This window comes from Microbacterium mitrae (assembly GCF_008017445.1).
GTDB lineage: Bacteria > Actinomycetota > Actinomycetes > Actinomycetales > Microbacteriaceae > Microbacterium > Microbacterium mitrae.
In genome coordinates this window covers 199,930-225,844 of the sequence record NZ_VRSW01000004.1, presented here as the reverse complement: position 1 = coordinate 225,844, position 25,915 = coordinate 199,930, and the positions used below count along the sequence as shown (strand labels likewise).

The 25,915-nt window shown below is 64.0% G+C and carries 20 protein-coding genes and 1 pseudogene; 8 read left to right on the top strand and 13 right to left on the bottom strand.

Annotation, left to right across the window (positions count from 1 at the left end; all coding sequences use genetic code 11):
* Positions 1-70: 70 nt before the first annotated feature.
* The 4 genes from FVP60_RS11620 to FVP60_RS11605 are packed head-to-tail and all read left to right on the top strand — an operon-like array spanning position 71 to position 4,744.
* A complete protein-coding gene (locus FVP60_RS11620) occupies positions 71-1,105 on the top strand; it encodes a hypothetical protein (protein ID WP_147826446.1) in 1,035 nt (344 codons plus the stop codon).
* Positions 1,102-2,757 (top strand): hypothetical protein, encoded by a 1,656-nt coding sequence (locus tag FVP60_RS11615; RefSeq protein WP_246132592.1) that lies wholly within the window; start codon positions 1,102-1,104, stop codon positions 2,755-2,757. Before FVP60_RS11620 ends, FVP60_RS11615 begins: the two co-directional genes overlap by 4 nt.
* Positions 2,754-3,431, top strand: a complete 678-nt coding sequence (locus tag FVP60_RS11610; RefSeq protein WP_147826445.1) for an ABC transporter ATP-binding protein — start codon at positions 2,754-2,756, stop codon at positions 3,429-3,431. The genes FVP60_RS11615 and FVP60_RS11610 overlap by 4 nt, the downstream gene beginning before the upstream one ends.
* A complete protein-coding gene (locus tag FVP60_RS11605) occupies positions 3,428-4,744 on the top strand; it encodes an ABC transporter permease (RefSeq protein WP_246132591.1) in 1,317 nt (438 codons plus the stop codon). Before FVP60_RS11610 ends, FVP60_RS11605 begins: the two co-directional genes overlap by 4 nt.
* Positions 4,745-4,904: 160 nt before the next feature.
* Here FVP60_RS11605 and FVP60_RS11600 read toward each other — a convergent pair whose 3' ends face one another.
* The 4 genes from FVP60_RS11600 to FVP60_RS11585 all read right to left on the bottom strand — a co-directional run bounded on the left by FVP60_RS11600 (position 4,905) and on the right by FVP60_RS11585 (position 9,330).
* Positions 4,905-6,008 carry a calcium:cation antiporter gene (locus FVP60_RS11600; protein WP_246132590.1) on the bottom strand — a complete coding sequence of 368 codons (1,104 nt, stop codon included), beginning with the start codon at positions 6,006-6,008 and terminating at the stop codon, positions 4,905-4,907.
* 154 nt (positions 6,009-6,162) lie between these two features.
* A complete protein-coding gene (locus FVP60_RS11595; RefSeq protein ID WP_147826443.1) occupies positions 6,163-6,777 on the bottom strand; it encodes a GyrI-like domain-containing protein in 615 nt (204 codons plus the stop codon).
* 18 nt (positions 6,778-6,795) lie between these two features.
* Entirely contained in the window at positions 6,796-7,965 is a 1,170-nt protein-coding gene (gene manA, locus FVP60_RS11590) for a mannose-6-phosphate isomerase, class I (protein WP_187240660.1), read from the bottom strand.
* A 348-nt stretch (positions 7,966-8,313) separates the two neighbouring features.
* Positions 8,314-9,330 carry a ribonuclease HI family protein gene (locus tag FVP60_RS11585; RefSeq protein WP_147826441.1) on the bottom strand — a complete coding sequence of 339 codons (1,017 nt, stop codon included), beginning with the start codon at positions 9,328-9,330 and terminating at the stop codon, positions 8,314-8,316.
* 163 nt (positions 9,331-9,493) lie between these two features.
* On the opposite strand from FVP60_RS11585, the gene FVP60_RS13100 reads away from it, so the two are divergent.
* Positions 9,494-11,446: a SpaA isopeptide-forming pilin-related protein gene (locus tag FVP60_RS13100; protein ID WP_187240659.1), complete on the top strand. Its 1,953-nt coding sequence runs from the start codon at positions 9,494-9,496 to the stop codon at positions 11,444-11,446.
* A gap of 582 nt (positions 11,447-12,028) precedes the next feature.
* Here the strand turns inward: FVP60_RS13100 and FVP60_RS11575 are convergent.
* On the bottom strand, positions 12,029-13,429 hold the full coding sequence (locus FVP60_RS11575) for a GNAT family N-acetyltransferase (protein ID WP_147826440.1): 1,401 nt from the start codon (positions 13,427-13,429) through the stop codon (positions 12,029-12,031).
* A gap of 104 nt (positions 13,430-13,533) precedes the next feature.
* Between FVP60_RS11575 and FVP60_RS11570 the strand changes: the two genes are divergently transcribed.
* Positions 13,534-14,040 (top strand): glycine cleavage system transcriptional repressor, encoded by a 507-nt coding sequence (locus tag FVP60_RS11570; protein WP_147826439.1) that lies wholly within the window; start codon positions 13,534-13,536, stop codon positions 14,038-14,040.
* A gap of 179 nt (positions 14,041-14,219) precedes the next feature.
* Here FVP60_RS11570 and FVP60_RS11565 read toward each other — a convergent pair whose 3' ends face one another.
* Positions 14,220-15,383, bottom strand: coding sequence for a thiolase family protein (locus tag FVP60_RS11565; RefSeq protein ID WP_147826438.1), 1,164 nt, complete (start codon positions 15,381-15,383; stop codon positions 14,220-14,222).
* A gap of 92 nt (positions 15,384-15,475) precedes the next feature.
* On the opposite strand from FVP60_RS11565, the gene FVP60_RS11560 reads away from it, so the two are divergent.
* A complete protein-coding gene (locus FVP60_RS11560) occupies positions 15,476-16,174 on the top strand; it encodes a fumarylacetoacetate hydrolase family protein (protein WP_147826437.1) in 699 nt (232 codons plus the stop codon).
* A gap of 22 nt (positions 16,175-16,196) precedes the next feature.
* On the opposite strand, the gene FVP60_RS11555 is transcribed toward FVP60_RS11560, so the two are convergent.
* Entirely contained in the window at positions 16,197-16,532 is a 336-nt protein-coding gene (locus FVP60_RS11555; protein WP_147826436.1) for a hypothetical protein, read from the bottom strand.
* Positions 16,533-16,675: 143 nt separating this feature from the next.
* Here FVP60_RS11555 and thrC point away from each other — a divergent pair, with 143 nt between their 5' ends.
* Positions 16,676-18,097: a threonine synthase gene (gene thrC, locus FVP60_RS11550; protein WP_147826435.1), complete on the top strand. Its 1,422-nt coding sequence runs from the start codon at positions 16,676-16,678 to the stop codon at positions 18,095-18,097.
* A 40-nt stretch (positions 18,098-18,137) separates the two neighbouring features.
* On the opposite strand, the gene corA is transcribed toward thrC, so the two are convergent.
* From corA to dnaB, 6 genes and pseudogenes are all read right to left on the bottom strand, one after another.
* Positions 18,138-19,154, bottom strand: a complete 1,017-nt coding sequence (gene corA, locus FVP60_RS11545) for a magnesium/cobalt transporter CorA (RefSeq protein WP_147826487.1) — start codon at positions 19,152-19,154, stop codon at positions 18,138-18,140.
* A gap of 271 nt (positions 19,155-19,425) precedes the next feature.
* Positions 19,426-20,253: an SDR family oxidoreductase gene (locus FVP60_RS11540; protein ID WP_147826434.1), complete on the bottom strand. Its 828-nt coding sequence runs from the start codon at positions 20,251-20,253 to the stop codon at positions 19,426-19,428.
* A gap of 210 nt (positions 20,254-20,463) precedes the next feature.
* Complete coding sequence (locus FVP60_RS11535) at positions 20,464-21,159, bottom strand: aspartate/glutamate racemase family protein (protein ID WP_147826433.1); 696 nt, start codon at positions 21,157-21,159, stop codon at positions 20,464-20,466.
* Positions 21,160-21,699: 540 nt separating this feature from the next.
* Positions 21,700-22,806, bottom strand: coding sequence for a DUF6602 domain-containing protein (locus tag FVP60_RS11525; RefSeq protein WP_147826431.1), 1,107 nt, complete (start codon positions 22,804-22,806; stop codon positions 21,700-21,702).
* 224 nt (positions 22,807-23,030) lie between these two features.
* On the bottom strand, positions 23,031-23,750 hold the full coding sequence (locus FVP60_RS11520; protein ID WP_147826430.1) for a hypothetical protein: 720 nt from the start codon (positions 23,748-23,750) through the stop codon (positions 23,031-23,033).
* Between the two features lie 454 nt (positions 23,751-24,204).
* A pseudogene (gene dnaB / locus FVP60_RS11515) lies at positions 24,205-25,557 on the bottom strand (replicative DNA helicase); the annotation flags it as partial.
* Positions 25,558-25,915: the final 358 nt, after the last annotated feature.

Below are 25,915 nucleotides of genomic sequence, written 5' to 3'. Positions count from 1 at the left end.
CCGACACCTACTGTTAGATGGATTCTGTGCGCCCCAGCCGCACCTCGACCACCGGAGCCAAGGACCAACGATGCGTACCACTCGACTTCTCCTCGCAGCTACCGCCACCGTGGCGCTCGCACTTCCACTTGCCGCCTGTTCTGGCGGCGGAGATGGCGGCAACGAGCTCTCGTGGGAAGACTCGCCGCTCGCCGAGTACTGGAACGCGGGCTACGACCCGAACAAGACCGAAGAAGAGATGCAAGCGGAGATGGACGCGCAAAACATCGAGCGTGAAGAGCTCATTGCGCAGTGCATGACCGATGAAGGGTTTGAATACAAGCCCATGGAAAACTCTGGCGGAAGCGTCTCATTTGGCGAGGATGTCGAGTGGGAGCCAGACAAGAAGGAATGGGTCGAGAAGTACGGCTACGGCATCATCAACAGCCCGTACAACGAGCAGATGGCCGAAGAACCCCAGCCCGAGCAGACGGAGTGGGTTGACCCCAACCAGGAGTATCTCGACACCCTCTCGGAGTCTGAGCGGGAGGCCTACTCGGTCGCGCTCTACGGCGAGCCGATGACGGAAGAAGAGATGGAAGAGGCTGCCTCTAGCGAAGACGGCGGAATGGTCGAGTACGACTGGACCCAATACGGCTGCCAGGGTTACGCCGACAACGAGGTGTACGGCAGCTCGCAAGACATTTGGACGCAGTTCGAAGATCTCACCACGCGCATGAGCGAGCTCTACACCAAGGTCGAAGAGTCGCCGGAGATCGAAAAGCTGGAGGCCGACTGGTCTGCGTGCATGGCGGAGGCCGGCTTCGACTTCGCGAAGCAAATGCAGGCTCAGGAGAGCTTCTACGAGGAGCTCAACAAGCTCTACGAGGGCTTCACCGAAGAAGACTGGGCAAACGGTGACCCCATGAAAGACAACAAGGATGCCCAAGAAATCGGAAAGCGCGAAGTCAAGACCGCTCTCGCCGACCTCGAGTGCCGCAACCAGACCGACTACCAAGACACCCGCCTGAAGGCTCAGTTCGCTCTCGAAGAGCAGTTCGTCAAGGAGAACAAGAAGGAACTCGACGAGTTCAAGGCAGCTCAGGAACAGGCCGCTAAGGGATGAGTGCCAAGCGCCACAGTGATGCCGCAGCGCCAGGAGATGGTTCTGACGACGAAACGACGGTGATCGCCGAGCTCGAAGACGACGCGCCGCGCACTGAGGTGTTGGAGTTTGATGAACTCACTGCCGCCGCAGGCGATGCGGAAAAAGGCAAGAAGGGCTCCGGCTGGAGCCGCGTGTTCCGCGGCAACAAGGGCCTGTGGATCAGCGCCGTCGTAGCCATTGTCGCCCTGATCGGCGGGTTGCTCATCGGGCATTTCATCACCTCGCCTGCCGACGCTGCGAACAATGCGAAGGCGCCAGACGCCGGCCTCATCACGGTTCCGGTCGAATACGGCAAGCTCTCCAACGACGTGACGATTCGCTCCGACATCAGCTTCGCCGACTCCGTCGACGTCAAGCTCGACACGTCATCGTTCAGCGGTGGCGCGATCGTGACCGGGCAGGTGCCGGCAGTCGGCACCGAGCTCAAGGCGCTGTCGATCGTCGCCGAGATTTCGGGTCGCCCCGTGTTCGTGCTGCCCGGCGACCTGCCGTCCTATCGCACGCTGCGCATCGGGGTCTCCGGACCAGACGTGCTGCAGCTCAAGCAAGCGCTGGCATCGGTGGGGATTGCTGCGGGCGACGTGAGTAACAACGTCTTCGATCAGGCACTGGCCGATGGCATCGCGGCGCTGTACGCCCAGGTTGGCTACCCGTTGCCTCCCAGCGATGAGGGCGCCGATGACGGCTACCGCGCAGCGCAACAGGCTGTCACCGACGCGCAAACCAACGTCAATCAAGCACAGGCAGCCTATGACAAGGCCGCTTCCGGCACCGTTGACCCGGTCGCGTTGAAGCAGGCGGATAACGCCGTCGCCTCGGCGAAGCGCACGCTGGCCGACCTTGAGGCGAAGACCGGTGAAGAACGTTCCGAGTCGGCAATTGGCGACGCCCGCGACAACCTGGCGCTTGCTCAGCTTCAGCGCGACCAGCTTTTCGTCGCCGCCGACACGTCAAGCGAGTGGTCGGCGCTTGAGTCGGCACGCGCCGGACTGAGCTCCGCTCAGGAGTCGTTGGAAGACGCTCGCCAAGCCGTTCAGCCCTACTTGCCATCGAGCGAGGTGCTCTACCTGACGCAGCTGCCCCGCCTCGTTAACGAGGTGAACATTGCCCGTGGTTCCGCTCCGGAAGGCGTCGCTATGACGGTTTCCGGCGCAACGCTAGAGCTGGCGGGGTCGGTTGCGGCCGCCGATGGCAAGCTGCTCGCCGTCGGAACCGTTGCCACGTTCGCGATGCCGGATGACTCCGAACACACCGCGACCATCACCAAGGTGGAGCCGGGCAAGAACGCTACCGACCGGTGGTCTGTGACGTTGGAGCCGGCACCCTTTACTGCGGAACAGATTCAGCAGGTGCAGGGCAGCAACGTTCGCGTGCAGATTCCGGTGGGCGCGACCGAGGGCGACGTGCTCTCTGTTCCGCCGTCGGCGTTGACCGCGGGCCCCGGTGGCGAGAGCCGCGTCGAGGTTGTTGTTGGTGACCCGCGTGACGGCGAAGACGCTGAAACGCGTCTCGTGACCGTCGAGACCGGCCTTGCCGCCGGGGGCTACGTCGAGGTGAAGCCGATCAAGGGTGAGCTAGAAGAGGGCGATCTCGTAGTGGTGGGTTCATGACCGACCCCGTCGTGGAGATTCGCGACGTCACACGGTCATTTCCCGGGCCGCCCGAGGTTCAGGCGCTCAAGGGCATCAACCTGACCATCGAACCGGGTGACTACGTCGGCATTGTCGGCCCCAGCGGTTCCGGCAAATCCACCATGCTCAACATTCTCGGCCTGCTCGATCGCCCCACCGTCGGTGAGTACAAGTTGTCTGGTGCCCTCACCAGCAACCTGTCTGAAGACGACCGTGCGGCGGCTCGAGCGCGCTTCATCGGCTTCGTGTTTCAGTCATTTCACCTGATGCCCAGGCGCACCGTGCTCGATAACGTGCTGATGCCGATGCTCTATAGCGGGGTTCCGCGTCGCGAACGCGACGACCGGGCACGCGAGGCCCTTGACCGCGTGGGGTTGAGTCATCGCGTCGATTTCTTGCCCGGCTCGCTGTCGGGTGGTGAGCGCCAGCGCGTAGCCGTGGCGCGCGCGGTGGTGTCGCGGCCCAAGCTACTGCTGGCCGACGAGCCGACCGGCAACCTTGACCAGCGCACGTCTGGCGAGGTGATGGAGCTGTTTGAAGAGCTCAACGCCGACGGTCTGACCCTCGTCATCATTACGCACGATCAGCACGTCGCCGATCGTGCGCGCCGCCGAATTGAGATTCGCGACGGCCGACTCACGGAGCTGGCATGATGTGGCCATTCAAGCGCAAGAAGCGTGGCGCCAAGAAGAACGCGGCGACGGAACCAGCGGCTGCGATTGAAGCGTCGCCGCAACTTCTGGAGCCGGTGAAGCGAGCGGATCGCTTTAACTTTCAAGACCTCGTGGTGGAGGCGACGACCGACATTGGTTCTCGCCCCGCGCGATTGTTCATGACGACGCTCGGCACGGTGCTTGGCATTGGGTCGCTGGTGGCGACGCTGGCGTTTGCGCAGACGGCGGCCAACCAAATTGCCACTCAGTTCAACGCGGCGGCGGCGACACAGGTGATCGTGACGCCGGGCGAAGCCAACCGCGGCCAGTCGACCATCGCTACCGGCACCCTGCCGTGGGATTCGCCCTCGCGGGTGGAACGTCTCGTCGGGGTTACCGGCGCCGCACTCACGGCCGATGTTGAGGGCATCACTGCCATCACCGCGGTTCCGATCAACGACCCGTCCGTTGCCGCGAAGACTCCTCCCGGGTTGACGGCAGCGTCGAGCGAGCTGTTGACGGTGCTGGGCGGCACCCTGCAAACCGGGCGAATGTTTGACGAGGGCCACGACGAGCGCGGCGACCGGGTTGCGGTGCTGGGCAAGAACGCGGCCACCCGCTTGGGCATCTCGCGCGTGGAGACGCAGCCATCGATCTTCATCGACGGCATCGCGTACAGCGTGATCGGCATTGTCGACACGCTCGATTCGCGCGGGTCGTTGCTAGAAACCGTGTGGATTCCGATGGGTTCTGCGCGCGAAGACTTCCGGTTGGTCGCGCCCGCGCAATTGCAGATCAAGATCGACTACGGCGCGGGCCCGGTCGTTGCCGAGCAGGCTCCCATTGCGCTGGCACCCGAGAAGCCAGACTCCTTCGAGGTCAAGGCGCCTCAAGGCGCGAGCGATCTCAGCAGCAACGTGCAGGCAGACATCAACATTGTGTTCTTGATTCTGGGTGCCATTTCGCTGCTGGCCGGTGGTCTCGGCATCGCCAACGTCACGCTGCTCAGCGTGTTGGAACGCACCGGCGAGATCGGATTGCGGCGCGCGCTCGGCGCGACGCGAAAGCAGATCGCCGGACAGTTCTTGGTGGAGTCGATCGTGATTGGCCTATTGGGTGGCCTGATCGGTGCGGCGCTCGGCGTCATCGGTGTGGTGATTGTCGCGGTGACGCAGGGCTGGACGCCCGTCGTGAATCCCGTCGTTGCCATCGTTGGCGCGCTTCTCGGCGCGGTCGTTGGGTGGGCATCTGGCTGGTATCCGGCTAGGCGTGCGGCCAAGATCGAGCCCGTCGAGGCACTGCGCTCGACGTAGCCGTGGGGGTGCTGCGCTCGACGTAGCCGTGGGGGTGCTGCGCTCGACGTAGCCGTGGGGGTGCTGCGCTCGACGTAGCCGTGGGGGTGCGCATGAGGGGGCGGGCGCGATCAGGCGCCCGCCCCCTCAGCTTTGCCGTCAGAGGGTGATGATCTTCTCGTTAGAGCGCGATCATCACGAAGTAGGCGGCAAATAGCGCGAGCGGCACAATGCCGCGAGCGCGTGTGGTCTTGCCGCCCCAGAACGCCCAGATGGTCGCTGCAATCATGGCGCCCACCAGCAGCAACTGGGTGAGTTCTGGCGCCAGCACCACGTGTGCCCCGGTGATCTCACCGATCACCAACACCACCGGAATCGTCAGGCCAACCGTCGACACCAGCGCGCCAAGGCAGAGGTTAACGACGCGCTGAAACTCGCCCGCCCTGGCCGCGCGCAGCGTGGTGAGCGTCTCCGGCATGAAGACGATGGCGGCGATCACCACACCAGAAAGCGCCAGCGGCACCCCCGCCTCGGTGAAAGCGGTGTTCATGAGGGTCGACATGTCATGGCTCATGAGAACAATCGGAACCACGGTGGCGACGAGCAAGAGCGTGCGCGCCACGAGTTCGCCGCCGTGGGTGCGCACGACCTCGCGCACATAGCGGTGTTCGTGAGCCGACTCGCCGATTTCGCGATAGTCGGCGGCGTGCGCGCCGAGTTGGCGCGCCAAGAACAGCCCGTAGCCCACGATCGAGACGGCGGCGACAACCAGTGCGAGGGTTCCGGTGTACGTGCCGCCGGGCAAGAAAGACGGAACCACGAAGGCAACCGCTGTCAGCAGCACGATCATCAGCAGGTAGCTGTTGGTTCCGCTCTGCTGCACCCGCGCGCCGCCGCGAGCGCCGACCACGAGCGACAGCCCGACGACCAGACCCAGAATGATCATGGTGACCGCCATCACCGAATCGCGGGCGATGGTGGCGTGCTCGCCGGGGCCGAGCAAGACGGAGGCGATGAGAATCACCTCGACCAGCACGATCGAGATGGTGAGGATCAGCGAGCCGTAGGGGTCACCCAGCCGGTGCGCAAGCGCTTCGGCTTGCGCCACAACGCCGAACGCGGCGACCAGAATGACGGCGACAACGCCGGCGAGGGCAAGCCACGTAATGGCGGGCGGGGCGGCGGCGAGCATCGGGGCGGCGGCCGCGAGCGCGAGCACGCCGAGCCAGCCGAGCGCCAGGCTGGTGAGAGCGCTGGGGGTGAGTACCGTGCGGAGAACAGTCATGAGCATCTTCCGTGCGGTCGTCCGCTGGGGGTGGGGGCGGAACCGGTCGTCCGGGCGCCTGCGATGGCACTAGTTTATCGAGGTGCTTGGCGCCGCTGCCCAGCGGGTGCCCAGGCTCCTGACGACGCTGCGTGGCACGTGGCGCCCGCGTGCTTCAGGCGGGCGCGACCGGTTGGCGAAGAATCGTGCGTAGTTTCTTGGGCGCCGTCTTTCTGGCGTCTGAGAGGTAGATCTCGTGATGCGGCCCGGTCATGCGCAGCCCGGCCGCGGGAATGTACTCGTTGTGCAGGCGCTCCAGCGTTGGCGCCTCATCGTCATACGACCCAATGTGCAAGATTTGCACGCTCAGACCCTCGTCGTACTCGGCGAAGGTCAGCCGATCAATCGCGGGCGCACCCTTTGCCGCGGCACGCGCGCGAGCCTCGTCTACCATGCCCGGCGTGATCCACTCCGGTTGGGCGATCATCATCGTCCAACGCCACACGTCTTTGTCGCGGGTGGTGAAGGCGGTGTAGTCGTCTGCGGTCCACAGGCCTTCCAGCGGCGCGACGGTATGTGTGCGCCCTAACTCCGCTTTCGCGAGCGCGCGCACCGCATAGCTCGTCATATAGAGCGTCTCGATCGCCAACCGATAGGCGGGGGCGGTGTTGGGGTTTCCTTCTCCGCTGATCTGCAAGAACGACATCGGCGGAACAACCACCTGCGCAAAGGCGCGGGCACCGGGCGCGTAGAGGTCGCGACGTACTTTTTTGAGGTCGTAGTTCTCCATGCGCGTCCTGTCGTGTTGCTAGCGTGCGGTGGCCACCCACATTCGGCCGCCACCAGAAATCGTAGCGACGGCGCCGTCGGTGAGGAAGTGCGCGGAACCACGAGCAAGGTGGTGCTCGGAACCAGCGGCAAGGGGGGGCTCGGAACCAGGGAGCGTGAGGGTGAAGTCGCCGTCGGTGACGACGAAAATCGAGGCGGAGGGCAGCGTGAGCGTGGCCTGGGCCGTCACCTCCCAGAGTTCGAAGGGTACGCCCTCGCCCGATGGCACGGATGCCGGTCGGTAGGTGCGTACGCCGTCGGCCAGTTCGATCGGTTGCAGGCGCGGATCGGCGACTTCGTCAAACACCAGCGTGTTCATCAGCTCGGCCTCGTCGATGTGCTTGGGGGTGAGCCCGCCGCGCAACACGTTGTCGCTCGGGCCCATCAGTTCTATGCCGCTGCCGTGAAGGTACGCGTGCACGTTGCCCGCCGGCAGCCACAGGCTCTCCCCTTCGCGGAGCGTCAGATGATTGAGCAGCAGCGCCAACGCGATGCCATCATCGTGTGGGAACGCCCGCTGCACGATGCCGATAACCGGAGCAATGGTTCCATCGACCTGGTCTGCCGCAACCAACGCGGCCACCAGGGTTTGCACGTCGGCTGTGCGAGACAGCGTGAAGGCGACGGTGTTTCTGAGGCCCTCGGTGGTGAGTAGCTCGCGAAACGCGCGCACGGGTTCCGGTTCTGGCGCAATCTCAGCGAGCTGGGTCAGGACCGCGGCGGTCTGGGCGATGGGGCGGAACCCGCACAGCGCTTGGAAGCCGTCGTTCAGCGCGACGATGAGCTCCGGCTTGGCGTACGGGTCTTTGTAGCTGCGATCGAACGCGGTGCGGGCGATGCCTGCTGCCTCTTCGCGGGCGAATCCGGCGGCGGCCTGCGCGGGGTTGGGGTGCGCTTGAAGCGAGAGGGGGTGTGCGGCGGTGAGCACCTTCAGCAGATACGGCAGCGTGGTTCCGCTTTGCTTCTCCCACTCATCGAGAGCCTCGAAGTCGTTCGCTTCGATCGGGCGAGCGGGAGCCGACGGGTGCGCGCCCAGCCAGAGTTCGGCCTGCGCGTCGGTGGTCTCCGGCCACCCCAGTGCTCGCGAGATACCCCCCGGCATGCCCCACGAGGAGGAGACGATGTCGTTGTGGATAGGAATCAAGCGCACAGCACACACCCTTCCATTCTGCCCGGTCGCGACGACCCCACCCGCCTCGCCACGTGCATTCGCATGGGTCTTGAAGCCAGGCGCGAATGGGGAAGCCCCCGAAATTCGGCGACTCCCCCACCGGTGCCGACGATGAGGCGATTCTCCACACGAATGCCACACCGATTGACACGGCATCGCCGAGCACAGGGCCCGGATCGACGCCTTTCCCACCCACCAAGGGAAGGTCTATGTGCAATCACACCACGAGATCGGCCGGATGTGGTGCCAGATTTGCAGTTTCACCGCGACGCGGTGCGCTGGTGTGGCGTGATGTTGTGATGCGGTGGTGTGACGCGGCGCTGGCGGCTAGGCCTCGGCGGTTGCCTGGTGAAAACGTTGTGCCCACCCGGTGGTGGTGCGCACCCAGGTCGAGGAGCGTAGCGCCGGCGTCTCGCCGACCGATCGCCACAGCAGCAGGATCGTGTTGGCGTCGATCTGCTCGGCGCTGATCACCTCGAGCGTGACGGGTGGGTCAAGAGGCGCGATGTGCGCAAGAATCTCGTCGCGGGTGAAGAGTCGCCCCGAGCGTCCGATCTCACGAAACTGCGTGTGTAACAGCGCGGCGACCCGGGTGGGATCGCTACGCACGTCCGCTGTGAGCAGCGCGCGTTCACCCGCGATGACGGTATCGATCGCCGATGCGGCGGGCTCAGTGATGAGGCGGGGTTCGGCGCCGGTGGGTCGGGGTGCGGCGGGGGCGGCCGGCGCGGTAGCCGGCGAATCAAGATCGTCGAACAGCGAGAACAGGTCGGCATCCGCCGGTGCGGGCGCCGCCGCGGGCGGAACCACGGGGGCGGTCGCGGAGGCGGCCGGCATGATCGCCGTGGCGGCCGGAACCTCGGGCGCGGCGCCCGTGACGGGTGCCGCAAATCCCGGGCCAGGGTTCGTGGCACGACCGGCCTGATAGGCGGTGGCCGCGGCGTTAGCGAGGGCGTCGGCCTTCTCGTTGAGGTGATGACCGGCGTGCCCCTTCACCCATTCAAAGGTGACGGGACGGCCAGCGATGGCCTCATCGATGGCCTTCATCAGGTCGACGTTGAGCACCGGCTTGCCGTCTTTTTTCTTCCAGCCGTTGCGCTTCCAGCCGGGCATCCACTTGGTGACGGAGTTAATGACGTATTGCGAGTCGCACAGAATGTGCAGGGTCGCGTCGAGGTGCGCAGTCTGCTGCAGCAAATCCAGCACGGCCATGAGCTCACCCATGTTGTTGGTTCCGTGCGGCCACCCGCCACTCGCCCAGTGTTGCTCGTCGACGTACCATCCCCAGCCCGCCGGACCAGGATTACCGAGTGCCGAGCCGTCTGCCGCCGCAATGATCTTCACCCCTTGATCTTTTCACGCGCATGAAGTCAGCACTGCGTGCACGTTGACGCGGCTCACTAGCCAGAAACTCAACCTGGGATTTTCCTGAGTATTACGATACCGGCGTTATCTAATGGTTCCGCGCGCGTCTCTTAGGCAAACCGTCTATTCAGAGGAACGGAACATGCAGAACAGACTTCTCGCAGCCCGCAAGGGACGAATATTTGCCGCGGCATCCACCGCGCTACTGCTGCTCGTGGGGAGCGTATTTGGGGCAGTAGCCGCAGCGAATGCCGCGCCTGTCGTCACCTACCCAGACGCCATCTCCAACATTGCGCTCGAACGCGATGACAACACTGACGGCCCGCTTCACCAGTGGAACCGCGTCATGATCAGTGCCGATTGGAGCGTGCCGGACGGCGCGATGGAGGGTGAAACCTTCGGGATGACGCTCCCGACGGAGTTTCGCCGCTGGGGTACCGGCGAATTCCCGATCATTGACCCCGTGACGAAGGCCGTCATGGCCAACTGCGTGGTCTCCCAAGACGTCGAAGCCGAGGTCGTGTGCACGCTGACGGCGGAGGTGAACGGCCAAGAAAATGTCGGCGGATCGTTCTGGATGAGCGCGAAAGCCTCCCGCACCACGACCGAAGAAACGGTGCGGTTCGAAGTCGGCGATCAAATTGTGATCGTTGATCTTCCCGGCGAGGGCGGGATCATTCCCGAAGACATGTCTGCTCCGCAGAACCCGTACAAGTACAGCGAACTGACCACTCAGCCTGGTCGCATCTCTTGGACGGTCGGCATCCCCGGAACCTACGTTCACAACGGCACGTTCACCGTCGCCGATCAGCTGGATCTGGAGCAGGAGTACCACTCCTACACGGGCGAGGTCGTGCTGTATCAGCGCGCCGTCGAAAACGGCCAGCTTGTCGGCAACTGGAACGAAGTCGCTCCGTCGAACTACACGATCGAGTTCACCCCCGACATGAAGTCGTTCAACTTTGTGGCCACGAATGTCGCCGAGGGCCCGAATGTCGCCTACCGTCTGCAGTACATGACGGAGGCCGACGGCATCGTCGTCGAGGGGGACGTCTTCGGAAACACCGCCACGGTTGGCACCACGACCACATCATCGACCTCGACCGTGACGCCTGATGGCGGCGGCGTCGGCACCGGCGAGCAGTACACCCGCTTCACGATCACCAAGGCTGTGACGGGTGAGCAGGCGGCGCTGGCGCAGGATGCGACCTTCACGGTTCGCTACAGCGTCAAGGAATCAACGGATGAGGCCAAGACGCTGAACGTTTCGGTTGGTCAGCCGGTGCGCAGTGATCGCATCCTGCTTGGGTACACGTTCGTGATCGAAGAGATCAACCTGCCGTCAATCGCGGGCGTCGAGTGGGGTGCGTGGACGCTGACCGGCGAGGGCGTGGTTCCCGGTGAGAATGGCACGTACGAGGTCACGCCGGGTAGCACGGGTGGGGTCGAGCTGACCCTGACGAACACGGCGAACCCGGTTGTGCAGCCGCTCGGCGCGGTCTCGTGGACCAAGGTCGACCCCGATGGTGCGGCGCTTGCCGGATCGGAGTGGGAGCTGACGGGGCCAAGCGGAACCATCACCGTGGTTGACAACGGCACGAACGACGCAGACGCAACAGTTGGCGCCCTGCAGGTTGTCGAGCTGGCGTGGGGTGAGTACACGTTGCGTGAGACGAAGGCTCCCGCCGGGTATGACCTGGCGACTGGTGCATTCACGGCCGTTGTCAACGCTGAGCAGTTGACGGCAACGTTCGGCGCGGTCACCAACACACCGACGGTGACTCCCCCGGTGACGCCTCCCGTAACGCCGCCGGTCACTCCCCCGGTGACGCCGCCGGTCACGCCTCCGGTGACGCCGCCGGTCGTGACTCCCCCCGGTGGTGTGACGCCGCCGGTCGTGACTCCCCCCGGTGGTGTGACGCCGCCGGTGGTTGTGACACCGCCGGTCACGCCGGGCGGGTCAGACCTTGCGATGACGGGCTTCGAGGCAACGCCAGCAGTGTGGGCGGGCGGCGTGCTCTTGCTCGCCGCGGGCGCCTGCATCATGCTGGGCCGCCGCCGCTCGGCCGTCGCGCACGCTTCCGAGGAGGGCTAGGCCCACCCGCTGAGGCCGACCCCTCGGTGGGGGATGAGCTCGCCCCGGCGAGCTCATCCCCCACCACTTTTTCCCCACCACTTTTCCCCACGCGGCAGCAGGAGATTACGCCCACAGAAGGAGATCTCCACAAGAAACACCTTCCCCCGGCGGAATCTCCTACTGTCGCGTCGGCGCATGACGCGAGGCAGCCAGCCCGAACACCCCGCGCTGGGCCAGCTCGAGGCAGCCACCCCAAACACCCCGGGTTGGAGCCAGGCACGAGGCAGCCAGCCCAAACACCCCGCGTGGGGGATGAGCTCGCCCAGTGAGCTCACCCCCCACCGCTTTTTCCCCCACGCCGCAGCAGGAGATTACGCCCACAGAAGGAGATCTCCACAAAAAACACCTTCTCCCAGCACAATCTCCTGCTGTCGCGTCGGCGTCGGGCGCGAGGCAGGCAGCCAGGCAGCCCAAACACCTACGGCCGGGCCCGGAGGGGCGGGCTACAACGAAACACGCCCCGGCTACAACGATTCACACCCGGCTACAACGAAACACACCCCACTCCTCAGGGGAGCGGTGTGTGTTTCAGCCTGTGGGCTAATACCAGAAGCTCAAGCGGGGCTCGGTGGGGGTACGGAACATCGCGTCAATGCGCCCGGTGACGCTGTCAGGGCCGGTGGCGCCGGCGTCGCGCACGGTCACCCGGCCGGCCGATACCAGCGTTGCGGCGGATGTTCCGCCGATGAACAGCGCCGACAGCTCGACGGTCGTGAGGGTGGCATCAGCCTCGGCCGTCGCATCGCGCGTGACGACTGCCTGGCCGAAGTCGTCGACGTCGATCGCGAAGCGCCCTGCGTCGATTCCGAGTGGATCGGTCACCTCAAGAACGACGCGACCGGCGGAACCATAGGTGCGCGATTGCAGCGCAGTCACGATATTGAGAATGCGCACGTACTGGTGATCGACCACCGTGACAACGGCCGCGCGTTGGTCGGCGAGCATCCATCGCACCGGCTCATCGACGCTGCGCAACGACAGGGTGATGTCACCGATGAGGTCGTGTTCAAACAGGTACCGCCACATCGCAGCGTAGGCCTCGTCGGTCGCCGTCATCAGCAACGAAACGTCAAGAGCCGTCTTGGTGTAGTCGGCGTCGTTCTCGCGCAGTGAATACACGACGAGGCCCTGCACCACGCCGTCGCTGTCGCGGTATTGCACAAACCGCAGCGCCTCGGTGTTCTTCACACCAGGAAGTGTGCCGGCAAAGCGATCCCAGTGCATGCCTGTTGGCACAATCTCGCCTGGCGATGCCAACCGAACACGATCGTGAAGCACGGGCGCGAGCTCGCGAAACTGCTCGCGCGAGAGGTAGTCAAGCCTGCCCGCGGTGGCGGGCGCCGAAAAACCAGCTCGCTTGCGGTCGATAACCCAGGTTGCGGCCGGCGCCGACGGCGCAAAGCCGTAGCGTTGGTAGATCGATGATTCGCTCACCGTCAGCACGGCGACCGAGAGCCCTGCCGCCACGGCGGCGCGCAGCTCACCCTCCATCATTTGGCGCGCAATGCCGCGGCGCCGATGAGTGGCAGCGACCGTCACAGCGGTGATGGCGAAGGCTTCAACTGCCGACTGCCCCGGAACCGTCAGTTGCGTAACGAACGACCCGAAGGTTCCGACCGGCAGTTGCGGCTGCGCGGTTGTGGGGTCGAACACCCCGATGTTTCGCCGTGCGACAAATGCGCCATAGCGCGATGGCAGGGATTTTTCGTCGGGCTCGGCGTCAAGGAAGCCACGCGAGACGCTGCGAAGCCAGTCGGCAAGAGCCACGACCTCAGGAAACTCGCTCGAGATTGCCGGCTCCGCCGGCACGTCATCGGCAGAGGCGGGCGTTGGGATGAGTCGCAGGTCAAGACCGTGCGCGGCCAGCGCTTCGGCTGCCGCAGCGTCTGGGCCAGCCTCGCGCAACGCGCTCTCAAAGTGTTGTTGCGGCGTCTGAGTCACAGTGCCTCCCTGGCCATCATTGATCGGAGAATTCACGCTAGCACGCACCTCAGACACGGCGTTGGGGGTGTCAATTTCGCGCCGCCACTCCTAGACTCACGCATGTGACGACTCTTGTTTTGACTGTTATCGGCGACGACCGTTCGGGCCTGGTGGCCGACCTGTCGGAGATCATCGCGAGCCACGGCGGCAGCTGGGCAACCTCAGAAATGGCGCATTTGGCCGGCAAATTTGCCGGCATCGTGCTGGTCGACATCGCCGACGACAACGTCGACGCGTTGACCGACGCGCTTGCGCCGTTGCAGCAGCACCTCGCCATCACTGTGCAGCGCGGAACGCCGTCACCGATTCCCGCGGTGAACCGCCTCACCATCGATTTTGTCGGCGACGACCGCCCCGGAATCGTGCGGCAGATCACCGATGTCATCAGCACCGCGGGCGCCAGCATTGAAAGCCTCTCCAGCGACGTCGTCGAAGCGCCAATGGCCGGTGGCAATCTGTTTATCGCCACCGCAACCGTGCTGCTCGATGACGCAGAGGCCGACAGCCTGCAGACCAAACTCGAAGACCTCGCCGACGAACTCATGGTGGAATTCACCTTCGGGCGTTAACGCCCCGGGCTTCGGCTGATTAAGAGATCGGCGGAACCATAGCGCCGCGCTCGCGAGGCTGGCTTGCGTGCCGTGGCGCCCTGCCACGAGGCTGGCTCGCGATGCCGCGGTACCGCCAAGACACTACACCCGCGGTACCGCCACAACGCCACACCCGCGCCTCACCCCGTCGTGCCGCGTTACCGTTCCAGCACGACGGCAAGCCCCTGACCAACGCCGATGCAGATCGCAGCGACCGCCACTCCCTCGCCGCGGCGCGCCAATTCGTGTGCGGCGTGGCCAATGATGCGGCCGCCCGAAGCCCCCAGCGGGTGGCCAATCGCGATCGCGCCGCCGTGGATGTTGACCTTTTCTGGGTCAAGCTCTGGCCACAACCGCAGACACGCCAGCGACTGCGCGGCGAAGGCCTCATTGAGCTCAACAACGTCGACGTCTGCCCACGTCTTCCCGGCCCGCTCGAGCGCCCGGTTGGCGGCTTCAACGGGCGCAATGCCGAAAATGTCGGGATCATTGCCAAACGCACCACGACCAGTGATGCGGGCGAGCGGTTCAGCGTCGAGCGCGCCCTCCGAGCCGAGCAGAATCGCGCTGGCACCGTCGTTCAGCGACGACGAGTTGCCGGCGGTGACGGTTCCGTTCGCCGCGAAGGCAGGCTTGAGCGCCGCCAGTGACGCCGCCGTCGAGTCGTCACGAATACCCTCGTCGCGCGTCAGCTCATGTCCGTCAACCTGCACGATTTCGCTGTCGTAGAAGCCGGCAGCCCACGCATCCGCCGCCAGACGGTGGCTACGGGCGGCAAACTCATCCTGCTCTTCGCGAGAGATACCGTACATCTCAGCCAACTTTTCTGCCGACTGCCCGTTGGAAATTGACCACGGCTCCGGCCATACCGGGTTGACCATGCGCCACCCGATGGCCGTGTTCCACATCGTCGCATTGCCGCCCGGAAATGCGCGCTCAGCCTTCTGCACCACAAACGGCGCACGCGTCATCGATTCGACGCCACCGGCCAAGACAAACTGCGCGTCACCGGCGTCGATGGCTCGGGAACCATGAATCACGGCGTCAACGGATGATCCGCACAAGCGATTCACCGTGGTTCCGGTCACGGACGTGGGAAACCCAGCCAAAAGCGCCCCCATGCGCGCAACATTGCGGTTGTCTTCGCCGGCCTGATTGGCGTCGCCAAAGATCACGTCATCAATGCGTGCCGGGTCAAGGCCACTGCGCTCGATCGTCGCGCGCATGACGACGGCCGCGAGATCGTCGGGACGCACGTCAGCGTATGCCTTGCCAAAGCGTGCAAATGGCGTGCGAACGGCGTCGTAGATGACAGTGGTCACGGGTGCCCTTCCGGTGGCGTTGGGCAAACGACGGCGTCTCTGCCTCTCTTATTCGACCCTATGGGTGCATCCGGTGGTGTCAAGATGAAGGCATGGCTTTTGTGATCGAAGCGCCCGAACCCCACTCGCTGCCTGTGTTGGGTTCTGACGAGAGCTTTCCGGTTCGGCGGGTGTATTGCGTCGGGCGCAACTATGCCGATCACGCACGCGAGATGGGGCATGACCCCGACCGCGAGCCGCCGTTCTTCTTCATGAAGCCCGCGGAGGCTGTTGTCGCGTGCCCGCCTGGTTCCGTCGCCGTTGTCGCCTACCCGACGCAAACCGCGAATCTGCACCACGAAGTTGAGCTCGCCGTCGCGATCGGTGCCCGCGCGGCCGCCGTTTCGCCCGCTGAGGCGCTCGACGCCGTGTGGGGTTATGGCGTTGCCGTTGACCTCACGCGCCGCGACATGCAAGACGAGGCCAAGGCGTTGCGGCGCCCGTGGGATCTCTCAAAAGGATTCGACGAATCGGCGCCGATCTCGGCGCTCGTGCCGGCGTCTGCGGTTGGGCATCCAGCCGCCGGCCGCATCACGGTTGCCGTCGATGGCACGACGCGCCAAGACGGCGATCTCAACCAACAGATCTGGACGGTACCCGAGGTAATCGCCGCGCTCTCGCAGGCCATCACGCTACTGCCCGGCGACATCATCCTGACCGGGACCCCCAGCGGCGTCGGCCCGATTGAATGCGGTCAGACGGTAACGGGCAGCATCGACGGCATCGGAACCATCGCCTTCGGCGTCGAGTAGCGGCGGAACCAGGGGAGAGTTGCTAGAACCCCAGGAGGGAGGCGGCGGCGCTGATGGTGGCGAGCACGGCGACAACGGTGGCGAACCGGCGAATCGGTACGTTGTTGAGGGTCGTGGCGAGCACAATCGCGACGAATGAGATCATCAGCACCGCGAACGAAATGAGTGAGAGGCCGATGACGCGCAGCGTTTCAGCGCCAGGGCTGCCGGTATAGACCGTCCATCGCGCGGCACCGAGCCAAACCACGGCGACAATCAGCGCGAGCGTCGTCAGCCACATCGAGACCATGCCGATGCGCCGCCACAGAATCTCGCGCGGCGTTGGCGGGTCATTCGGGTTGCGGTCAAGTCGATTCATCGTGGCAACACCTTACCTGGCGGCACCGCCGTGTACCCGCCGGCACCGAACTCTCTCGCGTCACCCGCTGAAACGTGGCCGCTCGCACGCGCATGCACTCGGTAGGCTGAGGGCACCGAAATCGGTGAGAGTAAGGCGGCGCTGTGCAATACGTATCCACACGCGGAACGGCCATGGGTCCGTACCAAGACGTCATCGTTGAGGGCCTGGCGGCCGACGGCGGGCTTGCCGTGCCCGAGTCGCTTCCGCAGATCGGCGACCGTCTCGAAGAGTTGCGAGCCCTCACCTACCCCGAGCTTGCCGCCACCGTCATCGGCCTGTTCGCCACCGATGTACCGCCGACGGAGCTTGCGCGCATCGCCCACGAGTCGTACAACACCGAGAAGTTTCGCTCGGCTGACATCGTTCCGCTCAAGCAGATCAACGGCGGCATGACGCTGGTTGGCCTGTCTGAGGGCCCAACCCTCGCCTTCAAAGACCTCGCAATGCAGTTTTTGGGCGGCGCGCTTGACTACGTTTTGACGCAGCGCGGCGAGGTGCTCAACATTGTCGGCGCCACGTCTGGCGACACCGGCTCTGCCGCCGAATATGCGATTCGCGGGCGAGACACGCTCTCGGCCATCATCCTGTCGCCGCAGGGCCGGATGAGCGATTTCCAGCGGGCGCAGATGTACTCGCTGCTTGACGACAACATTCACAATGTGGCCGTCGAGGGCAATTTTGATGACTGCCAGCACCTCGTCAAGCTCGTCTCGCAAGACCTCGATTTCAAGCGCAAGCACCATATTGGTGCCGTCAATTCCATCAATTTCGGCCGCATTTCCGCGCAAATCACGTACTACGTGTGGGCGTGGCTGCGCGCCACCGATGCCGTGTCAGCGACCGACCGCGCCGGTTTCGAGGTCTCTTTCGCGGTTCCGTCTGGCAACTTCGGCAACATCCTGTCGGGCCACTACGCCCGCAGCATGGGGGTTCCGATTCGCCGGCTGGTGCTCGCCACCAACGAAAACAACGTGCTGCACGAGTTCTTCTCCACCGGCATTTACCGGCCGCGCTCGGCCGAGCAGACGCCGGCAACCTCCAGCCCGTCGATGGATGTCTCGAAGGCATCCAACCTCGAACGCTTCGTCTACGAGGTCGTCGGCCGCGACCCCGAGCGCACCGCCGCGTTGTGGCGCGAATTGGATGAGACCGGAACCTTTGATTTGTCGAGCGAATTGGCTCGCTTCTCGGAGGAGTACGGCATCGTCAGCGGAACCTCAACCCACGCGCACCGCATTCACACCATGCGTGCGACGTTCGAGGATGCCGGCGTCGTGATCGACCCGCACACCGCAGACGGCGTGTACGTGGCCGCATTCTTCGTGGAGCCTGCCGTGCCGATGCTGGTGTTGGAGACCGCGCTGCCGGAGAAGTTCGCCGCGACCGTGACCGAGGCGCTCGGTGAGGCACCCGTGGTGTCAGCCGAGCATCAGGCGCTGTTGGCGCTGCCGCAGCGCACCACCGATATTGCCAACGATGAGGCGGCGCTGCGCGCGTTTATCGAGGCCAACGCCAAGCACTAGGCGGTAGCGCGCGCCGTGGTTCCGCTTCTCGCGAGTGCCGTTACAGCCAGTGGCGCTTCTTGAACACCACGTACAGGCCGATGCCGAGCGCCGCCATCAGGCCGATCGCGAACGGGTAGCCCCACGCCCAGTGCAGCTCGGGCATGACCTCAAAGTTCATGCCGTAAATGCCGCCGATCAGGGTCGGAGCAAACAAAATGGCGGCCCATGACGAGATGCGCTTCATGTCTTCGGCCTGCGAAATGCTCTGCTCGGTGAGGCGCTTCATTTCGTCGTTTTGGCGCTGCGCGACCAGGGTCGCCTGCACGGCCAGCGCGTTTTCGAGAATCGAGCGGAACGCGCTGGCACGCTCCACAATGCGCAGCACGTGATCGAGCACATCGCGCAGCGCCCGCTGCAGTTCCAGCGGCACTTCGTATTTGTCGGAACCACGCAGCAGGTTTTCGAGCATCGGAACCAGCGGCTGGGTGGCGCGCTGAAAGTTGATGACCTCGCGCAGCAGCTTGTAGATGCGCAGCGAAACGCCCTCGTCACCGGCGAAGAGCTGATCTTCAATCTCATCGATGTCGTTTTCGAGGCCGGCGATAACCGGGGCGTACTCGTCAACAACCTCATCGAGAATCGCGTACAGCACCGCTTCCGGCCCCATCCTCAACAGGTCGGGCGCGGCTTCGAGGCGCTGACGCACCTTGGCAAGGTTGGGCGATTCGGCGTGACGGATCGTCACCACAAAGTCGGGGCCGACGAACACGTGAAGCTCGCCGAACTCAACCTCTTCGACGTCGTCGAGGTATCGGGCGGGGCGAAGCACGACGAACAGTGTGTCGGCGTACCGCTCAAGCTTGGCGCGCTGATGGCCGGCCAGGGCGTCGTCAACCGCGAGCGGGTGCAGCGAAAACTCTTTCGCCAGGCGACGAATCTCGTCTTCATCCGGGCGGTACAGCCCGATCCACGCCATGCCGTCGCGCTCACGCATCAGCGTGAACGTTTCATCCAGGTTGGTGGGGTTGGGCGTGCGGTGCCCAGCGACGTAGACCGCGTTATCAACAATGGCCATCATGTCTCACCTCGAGTTCGCTCGTATTGCGACGCGGAGGCGTCGCAAGAAGGGTGTGCTGCTCACACAGCAAGCCACTGCTCGCGGATGATGACCTAGTTGATGGTCGGGTGCACCACAGGCGAGCCAATGGCGTGGGGACTATCACCACACATCGTGCATCACCTGCTTTCGGTAAATCGGGGCCATTGCCCCGTTTACTTTAGGCCGTGCGTCTGGGGTGCGCCTAATCGGCGCCGCCGGTGTTACGTCTGAGCGAGCTCGGGTGTGATCAGGCCGTGCCGCCGGCAACGAGGAGGCCGCCGTCGAGCGTGAGAATCTGCCCCGTGATCCACGCCGCGTCTGGGGAGGCGAGGAAGGCGACAGCCGCCGCGATGTCGGCGGGGGTTCCGAGGCGCGCCAGAGGATAATCCTGCGTCACCTCTTCTTCTTTGCCCTCGTACAGCGCGCGCGCAAAGTCCGTTTTCACGACGGCCGGTGCGACCGCGTTCACGCGGATTTCTGGCCCGAGCTCGACGGCGAGCGTGCGCGTGAGGTGCGCATTTGCTGCCTTGCTCACGCCGTACCACCCGATTCCCGCCGACGGCACTTGCCCTGTGACCGAGGAGACGCCAACAATCGCACCCCGACGCTCGCGGAACGAGAGACCCGGATGCTTGATGACGTCTTGCACCCATGCGAGCGATGCCACGACATTGACTTCAACGATCTTGCGCGCGGCATCCAGGTCGATATCGACGATCGAACCGTAGACCGGGTTGATTCCGGCGTTGTTTACCAAGATGTCGAGGCCACCCCACTGCTCGGCAACGGTTGCAAGGGCCTCGGCGCGGTGATCCGGGTCGTCCGCCTTGCCAGCGATCGCGAGCACGGTTCCTGGTTCAAACTGGTCGGCTGCCTCGCGAAGCGTTTCCGGCTTGCGGGCGGTGATCACCACGCGCGCGCCCTCCGAGACGAGGCGCTGCGCGATTCCCAGTCCGATTCCGCGGCTACCGCCCGTCACGATCGCGGTCTTGCCCACCAGCCGCCGCGTCGCGCCCGCCAGCGATCCTTCCGCGGACGTGGTTCCGCTCGCGTTGTTCTGCCCCGTGTCACTCATCTCGCTCCTTCGCGCAATGACCATGCCCCGACTCGCAAGGGAGAATCTCGCCAGGAGCGGCATCGGCGCCGAGCAGTGAGACCGCAGCCTTGAGACAGAGCGAGGGTCAATCGACTCGAATCAATAGTCAGTTGGTTTCATCCGATGCTAATCGGATTGCCGGGCCCGCCCGGGCCGACTATAACGGCGATAGCGTCAGCTACTCACGCGTCAGTCAGACGCCATCGCGGCGTCAATCGCGGCGTCGACGTGGAGTGACGTGGTGGGAAACACGGGCGCGGCAACGTCATCGGCACTGATCAGCAGCTCGATCTCCGTACACCCGAGAATGATGCCCTGCGCGCCCCGCGCGATGAGTCGGTCGATGATCTCGACGTAGCGCTGCCGGGATTCCTCACTGACAATTCCGTGCACCAACTCGTCGTAAATGACGGCGTGCACCGCGGCGCGGTCGGCGGACTTCGGAACGATCGTGGCGATGCCGTGGGTCGCGAGTCGTTCGGCGTAAAACGGGCGTTCCATCGTGAATGCAGTGCCGAGCAGGCCAACGGTCGACACCCCCTCAGCGGTGATCGCGGCCGCCGCGGCGTCGGCGATATGCAAAAACGGAATATCGACGGCGGCGGCGATTCGGTCGGCTACGAGGTGCATGGTGTTGGTCGCGAGCACGAGCAGTTCGGCGCCCGCCGCCTCGAGGGCCTGCGCCCGCGCGGCCAGCAACGCCCCCGCTCCGGCCCAGTCCTCGCGGGCTTGCATTGCCTCGATCTCGGCAAAATCCAGTGAATCAAGAATGATACGAGCCGAATGATAGCCACCGAGGCGCGCGGCAACCCGCTCGTTTGCAAGGCGGTACCACTCGAGAGAGGACTCCCAGCTCATCCCCCCGAGGACGCCGATTGTTTTCATGCGCACAGCCTATCCCCCGGTTTCAGCATCCAACGATGGGCCCATTTCGCGCCGGCTCAGGTGCGCGAAACGCGAGGGTCGTTCGGCGGAACATGCGATCCCGGCGAACGGCACCCTCATGGTTCCGTCGGCAACGAGCGCCAGGGCGGCTGCGTCAAGGAGGCGGATCAGTCACCAGATTGCAGACCGAAACCCGCGGTGAAGAGCGGATCGACGGTGTCGAAGGGTACATCCTCACGCGACGCTTCGACGGCCGCCATCGAGACGGAAATGTCGAACGGCAGAGTGCCGGTCCCGCTTGGAGGGACGCGCGCGGCGCGTTCGCGGACTTGCGCAACCCGCCGAACGACGTCAGCCCTCCTCGTCGCTGTCACCTCGCCGTCTTGACTCGTAGGCGAGCGCCCATCGTGTCAGCCGCCCCGTGTTGTTTTCGGCGACCGCAATTCGTCCGTCGGCCAGAATTACTGAACCGCACTCGATTGCGTTCAACACGAGTTCGTCGCCATCGAGGGCCACCAGGTGAGTCCGCAGGAGGCGATCTCATAGTTGAGCGGGAGTAAGACCTCGCTTGGCTAGAAACTCGATTAGCTCGCCATCAGACAAACTGACGCGCCGCCCTTCGCACAACTCTGCGAAGATCACGAATTCGGTGTCTGTTAGAAACGCCGGTTCCCAAGGTGTGTGGCTCGGCGCAGATGCTAGCTGAGCCGTGGACGCCTCGACAACCTCAACATTCCATCCTTCGTTCGTACCTCTGCCGAGGAGTAGAGGATGAGCAGCCTCAAGTTCCAGGTCATTCCCCCAAGGATTGCCCAGGCCGAAGAGGTGATCCAGGCGAGTCCAGATCATTTCGAGCAGGAGCAGGAGGGGGCTCGCCGATGCCGAGAAGAAGAATGGCCAATGTCCATCGACCATCGGCGCCGAGTACGGGTTGCCATTTGCCTTCACGAGCGCGAAGTCGCCCGAGACGATCAATTGCGGCAGCCCGCTCGGACCGAAGCCACGGGAGCCCTTCGTCTTTCTGAGCAACTTGATGAAACCGCTTCGCAAACCCGCCTCAGTTGCGTAACCATGGAAGCCATAGGCGATTCGGAGAACGGAGAACTGCTCCAGGAGCAGAGTGTGATAGACCTGCTGGTCGTGCAGTTCGAGTTTGTGCAGCTCCGCTCGGTCAGGCGCAAGTCGACCGGTCACTTGTGCAAATGATCGAAGCGCGGGCGACGCATCGATCTTGAGGTCAGGCCAGCGCTCAGCCTGCTGTCGGACGTTGTTCAATTCGAGGCTCTTTACTGTCGCAAGCAAAGCAATGCTCTCTGCAAGCTCGGCGCCTTTGAGGGTCTTCTTGACCTCGACTACCGCAATGATGTCTCTCACATGCCAGACGAACGCGCCCGTATAGGGAATTGGCTCCCCGTCCCCGCGGACGAGCATGCGATCGATCTGACCGGATCGGTTTGTACCATCCGTTGCGAACCCCGTGACGACCCGCAATTGGAGATGGCGGGGAAGTCCTCTCGCCAGGATCTCCTCACTTAGCCCTTCATACATGTCGCCGATCGTCGGTCCGTGCGTCACGGAATGGGAATCGAGCTTCGGGAGCTCGATGTCCAGAAACTCGCTCAGCAAGTCCGCCATTGAACGGATCATTTCGCTCCTCCCAGCACGCCAAGATCATGAGAACTCAATAGCTCCCGGGCTACGATAGTTGACCGGTCGGCCGACACCGACAGCCTCATGCAGGGGATCGTCGGGCGCGCCGAGCCTCTCGAGATTGGAGCCGCGTACCATCCCGATTGCCTTGCGGCATCGGACCGGGCGAATGTTGAGCAGCAGCCCGGTCGTCGCTTCCGACATTCCTCGGCCATTGTTGTCTACATCTCGCTGGAGCGTTGGCGTCCGACCGTGGACTGACCGACCTCAAACGCGAGAGTGCGACCAGTTGTGCCGAGCGCGTTATTCTTCCCTACCCAGCAGACCATCTCCCAGAATCGGTCAAGGGCGTCGGCAACGCGGCCTTGGAGCGCGACGTGGAACTCATTCCAAGCTGCCTGGTTTGAGACATCGGCCATAGCCACGGAGTACTTCAGGTTGACGGCTGGGTCAGTCAGGGTGATCGACTCGACCCTCGACCAATAGGCCCAGGGCGGGTCGTCCTTCTGTGTGCGCTCGGCGAGGCGGTCCAGATTATAGAACCGCCCCTCGCGGGCGTATCGGTCGAGGACAGCAATGAGGGCAGGGATGACCGGATCAGCTTCTACGCTGGCGACGTGACCCTGTACGAACTGGCTCTTGTCGAGCGTCCTCGCGCGGATCGCGGTCATAACTCCGTCGTACATAGCCACGATGTCGTGGCCCTTCATCGCCTTGAACGGTGGCCATGCGCCTGTTTCGTCGATGCCGATGACCCCACGGATGAGCTTGAGATGCTTCTCGATGCCAATGGACAAGAGGCTCAGGATTGGGTCGAGCGTCGTTTCGATGAATGGGGCATCCCGGAGGGACTTGATTCCGTAGGCGAGCAGGTTGCGGGTAGACGTCATCTCGTTGATGAGGTCAAAGGTTTGCTCTCGGCTGAGTCCGTCGATGGCCACTCACCCATGCTGGCATGCATCGCTCAATCGCCCGCGTCGGCCGCTGGCGTGCCGTCCAGGTGGCCGCTCAGCTATCGCTCTCCGGCGCGGCATTTCACCCGCCCCGTCGACTCTCTTGACGACGGGCCCCGATGAACGCGAACACGCGCTCATCGGTGAGTTCATCCAAACAGCGCGCACCCGCTACGACAGGTGAAAGGCCCAAGTGTTCGGCAACCACCCGCAGGACGCTGCCATCTCAGCATCGAACCTACACGCGATCCGGCGACATGAAATGACCGTGTGAGCATCAAGTGACAATCCACCCGCCACACGCGCATCTCAAGACCGCCTACGCCCCGTAGGGCGGCGGTGCATCGTACGGGGGTGGCGCGTCGTACGGGGGCGGAGCATCGGAACCATAGGGAGCGGGCGCGCTGGCCGCTCCCCCACCGCCGTAGGCGGGTTCGCCGCCGGCCATGTCGGTGAAGCGGGAGAAGTGACCCTGGAAGGCAACCTCAATCGTTGCCGTCGGGCCGTTACGGTGCTTGGCGACGATGAGGTCTGCCTCGCCCGGGCGCACGTCTTTGTCGTAGGCGTTCTCGCGGTGCAGCAAGATCACCATGTCGGCGTCTTGCTCAATCGAGCCCGATTCACGCAGGTCGCTGATCGCGGGCTTCTTGTCTTGACGCTGTTCCGGACCACGGTTCAACTGCGACAGCGCGATAACCGGAACCTGCAGCTCCTTGGCGAGGAGCTTGAGGGCACGCGAGAACTCCGACACCTCTTGCTGACGCGACTCGACGCGCTTGCCGCTCGACATCAGCTGGAGGTAGTCGATGATGACCATACGCAGGCCCTCGCGCTGCTTGAGACGGCGGCACTTGGCGCGAATCTCAACCAGCGACATGTTGGGGCTGTCGTCAATGTACAGCGGCGCCTCGCTGATGCGGCCGCGTGTGGCGGCAACGGTCGTCCAGTCGCGGGAGTCAAGCTGACCTTTACGAATGGACTGCAGCGGGATTCCGCCCTCGGCGCTGAGAAGACGCATGGCAATCTCGGCGCGACCCATTTCAAGGGAGAAGAAGATGGACGGCATGTTGTGCTTGATCGACGCCGCGCGAGCAAAGTCGAGCGCGAGCGTTGACTTACCCATGGCGGGTCGCGCGGCAACCACGATCATCTGACCGCCGTGCAGTCCGTTGGTCAGCTCGTCCAGGCCGCGAAAGCCGGTCGGAACGCCGGTCATCGCACCGTCGCGACCGCGGGCAGCCTCGATCTCTTCGAGCGCGGCATCAACGGCAACCTCAAGCTGCACGTAGTCTTCTGCCGTCTGCGTGCCGGTCACGCCGTAAATCTCAGACTGCGCCGTGTTCACCAGTTCGGTGACATCACCCTCACCCTGGTAGCCGAGCTGCACAATGCGGGTTCCGGCGTCGACGAGGCGGCGCAACAGCGCACGCTCGGTGACGATGCCGGCGTAGTACCCGGCGTTGGCGGCGGTCGGAACAATGGAGGTCAAGGTGTGCAGATAGTCCGCACCGCCGGCTCGTTGCAATGAGCCCGTCTTGATGAGCTCGTCGGTAACGGCCACGACGTCAGTCGGCTCGCCGTGCGAGTACAGCGACAGAATCGCCTCGTAGATGACCTCATGCTTGGGCACGTAGAAGTCGGTGCCACGTAGCGACTCGATGACATCGGCGACAGCGTCTTTCGACAGCAGCATGCCACCGAGCGTTGACTGCTCGGCCAACAGGTCGTGCGGGGGTGTGCGTTCAGCCTCTCGCCGACCGCCCATGCGCTCGTCCGAGATGTCTGCAATCGACACGAAGCACTCCCCTTTCATCACGGCACAACAAGGCAATGATCCAGAGACGTGCCGCTTTGTTCTCTGGATCGCAGTACACCACGAGCCTCAGACATTGCGTCAAGAATGCGACGCGCGCGGGAGTAGCTGTGGGTGCGCCTCAACGCTATGCCGCCAATGTCAAGCCGTCAAAGAGACGAACCCTCCACCTGTGGATAACTCTGTGGACAGCCTGGGAGGAACTCGGGCGATTTTGTTGATAACCCCTGGGGATAACTGGGGATAACATTTCTAACGTTTGTCGCTTTAACCCGCATGACCTGGGATTAATTCATGCACAAGGCAACAGAATCTATCCCCCTCAACTACACATTTAAGG

What these genes read in the sequence shown, in the direction of transcription:
- FVP60_RS11620 (WP_147826446.1), top strand. Translation starts at nt 71, where the DNA reads ATGCGTACCACTCGACTTCTCCTCGCAGCTACCGCCACCGTGGCGCTC.
- FVP60_RS11615 (WP_246132592.1), top strand. Translation starts at nt 1,102, where the DNA reads ATGAGTGCCAAGCGCCACAGTGATGCCGCAGCGCCAGGAGATGGTTCT.
- FVP60_RS11610 (WP_147826445.1), top strand. Translation starts at nt 2,754, where the DNA reads ATGACCGACCCCGTCGTGGAGATTCGCGACGTCACACGGTCATTTCCC.
- FVP60_RS11605 (WP_246132591.1), top strand. Translation starts at nt 3,428, where the DNA reads ATGATGTGGCCATTCAAGCGCAAGAAGCGTGGCGCCAAGAAGAACGCG.
- FVP60_RS11600 (WP_246132590.1), bottom strand. Translation starts at nt 6,008, where the DNA reads ATGACTGTTCTCCGCACGGTACTCACCCCCAGCGCTCTCACCAGCCTG.
- FVP60_RS11595 (WP_147826443.1), bottom strand. Translation starts at nt 6,777, where the DNA reads ATGGAGAACTACGACCTCAAAAAAGTACGTCGCGACCTCTACGCGCCC.
- FVP60_RS13100 (WP_187240659.1), top strand. Translation starts at nt 9,494, where the DNA reads ATGCAGAACAGACTTCTCGCAGCCCGCAAGGGACGAATATTTGCCGCG.
- FVP60_RS11560 (WP_147826437.1), top strand. Translation starts at nt 15,476, where the DNA reads ATGGCTTTTGTGATCGAAGCGCCCGAACCCCACTCGCTGCCTGTGTTG.
- FVP60_RS11555 (WP_147826436.1), bottom strand. Translation starts at nt 16,532, where the DNA reads ATGAATCGACTTGACCGCAACCCGAATGACCCGCCAACGCCGCGCGAG.
- corA (WP_147826487.1), bottom strand. Translation starts at nt 19,154, where the DNA reads ATGGCCATTGTTGATAACGCGGTCTACGTCGCTGGGCACCGCACGCCC.
- FVP60_RS11540 (WP_147826434.1), bottom strand. Translation starts at nt 20,253, where the DNA reads ATGAGTGACACGGGGCAGAACAACGCGAGCGGAACCACGTCCGCGGAA.
- FVP60_RS11535 (WP_147826433.1), bottom strand. Translation starts at nt 21,159, where the DNA reads ATGAAAACAATCGGCGTCCTCGGGGGGATGAGCTGGGAGTCCTCTCTC.
- FVP60_RS11525 (WP_147826431.1), bottom strand. Translation starts at nt 22,806, where the DNA reads ATGATCCGTTCAATGGCGGACTTGCTGAGCGAGTTTCTGGACATCGAG.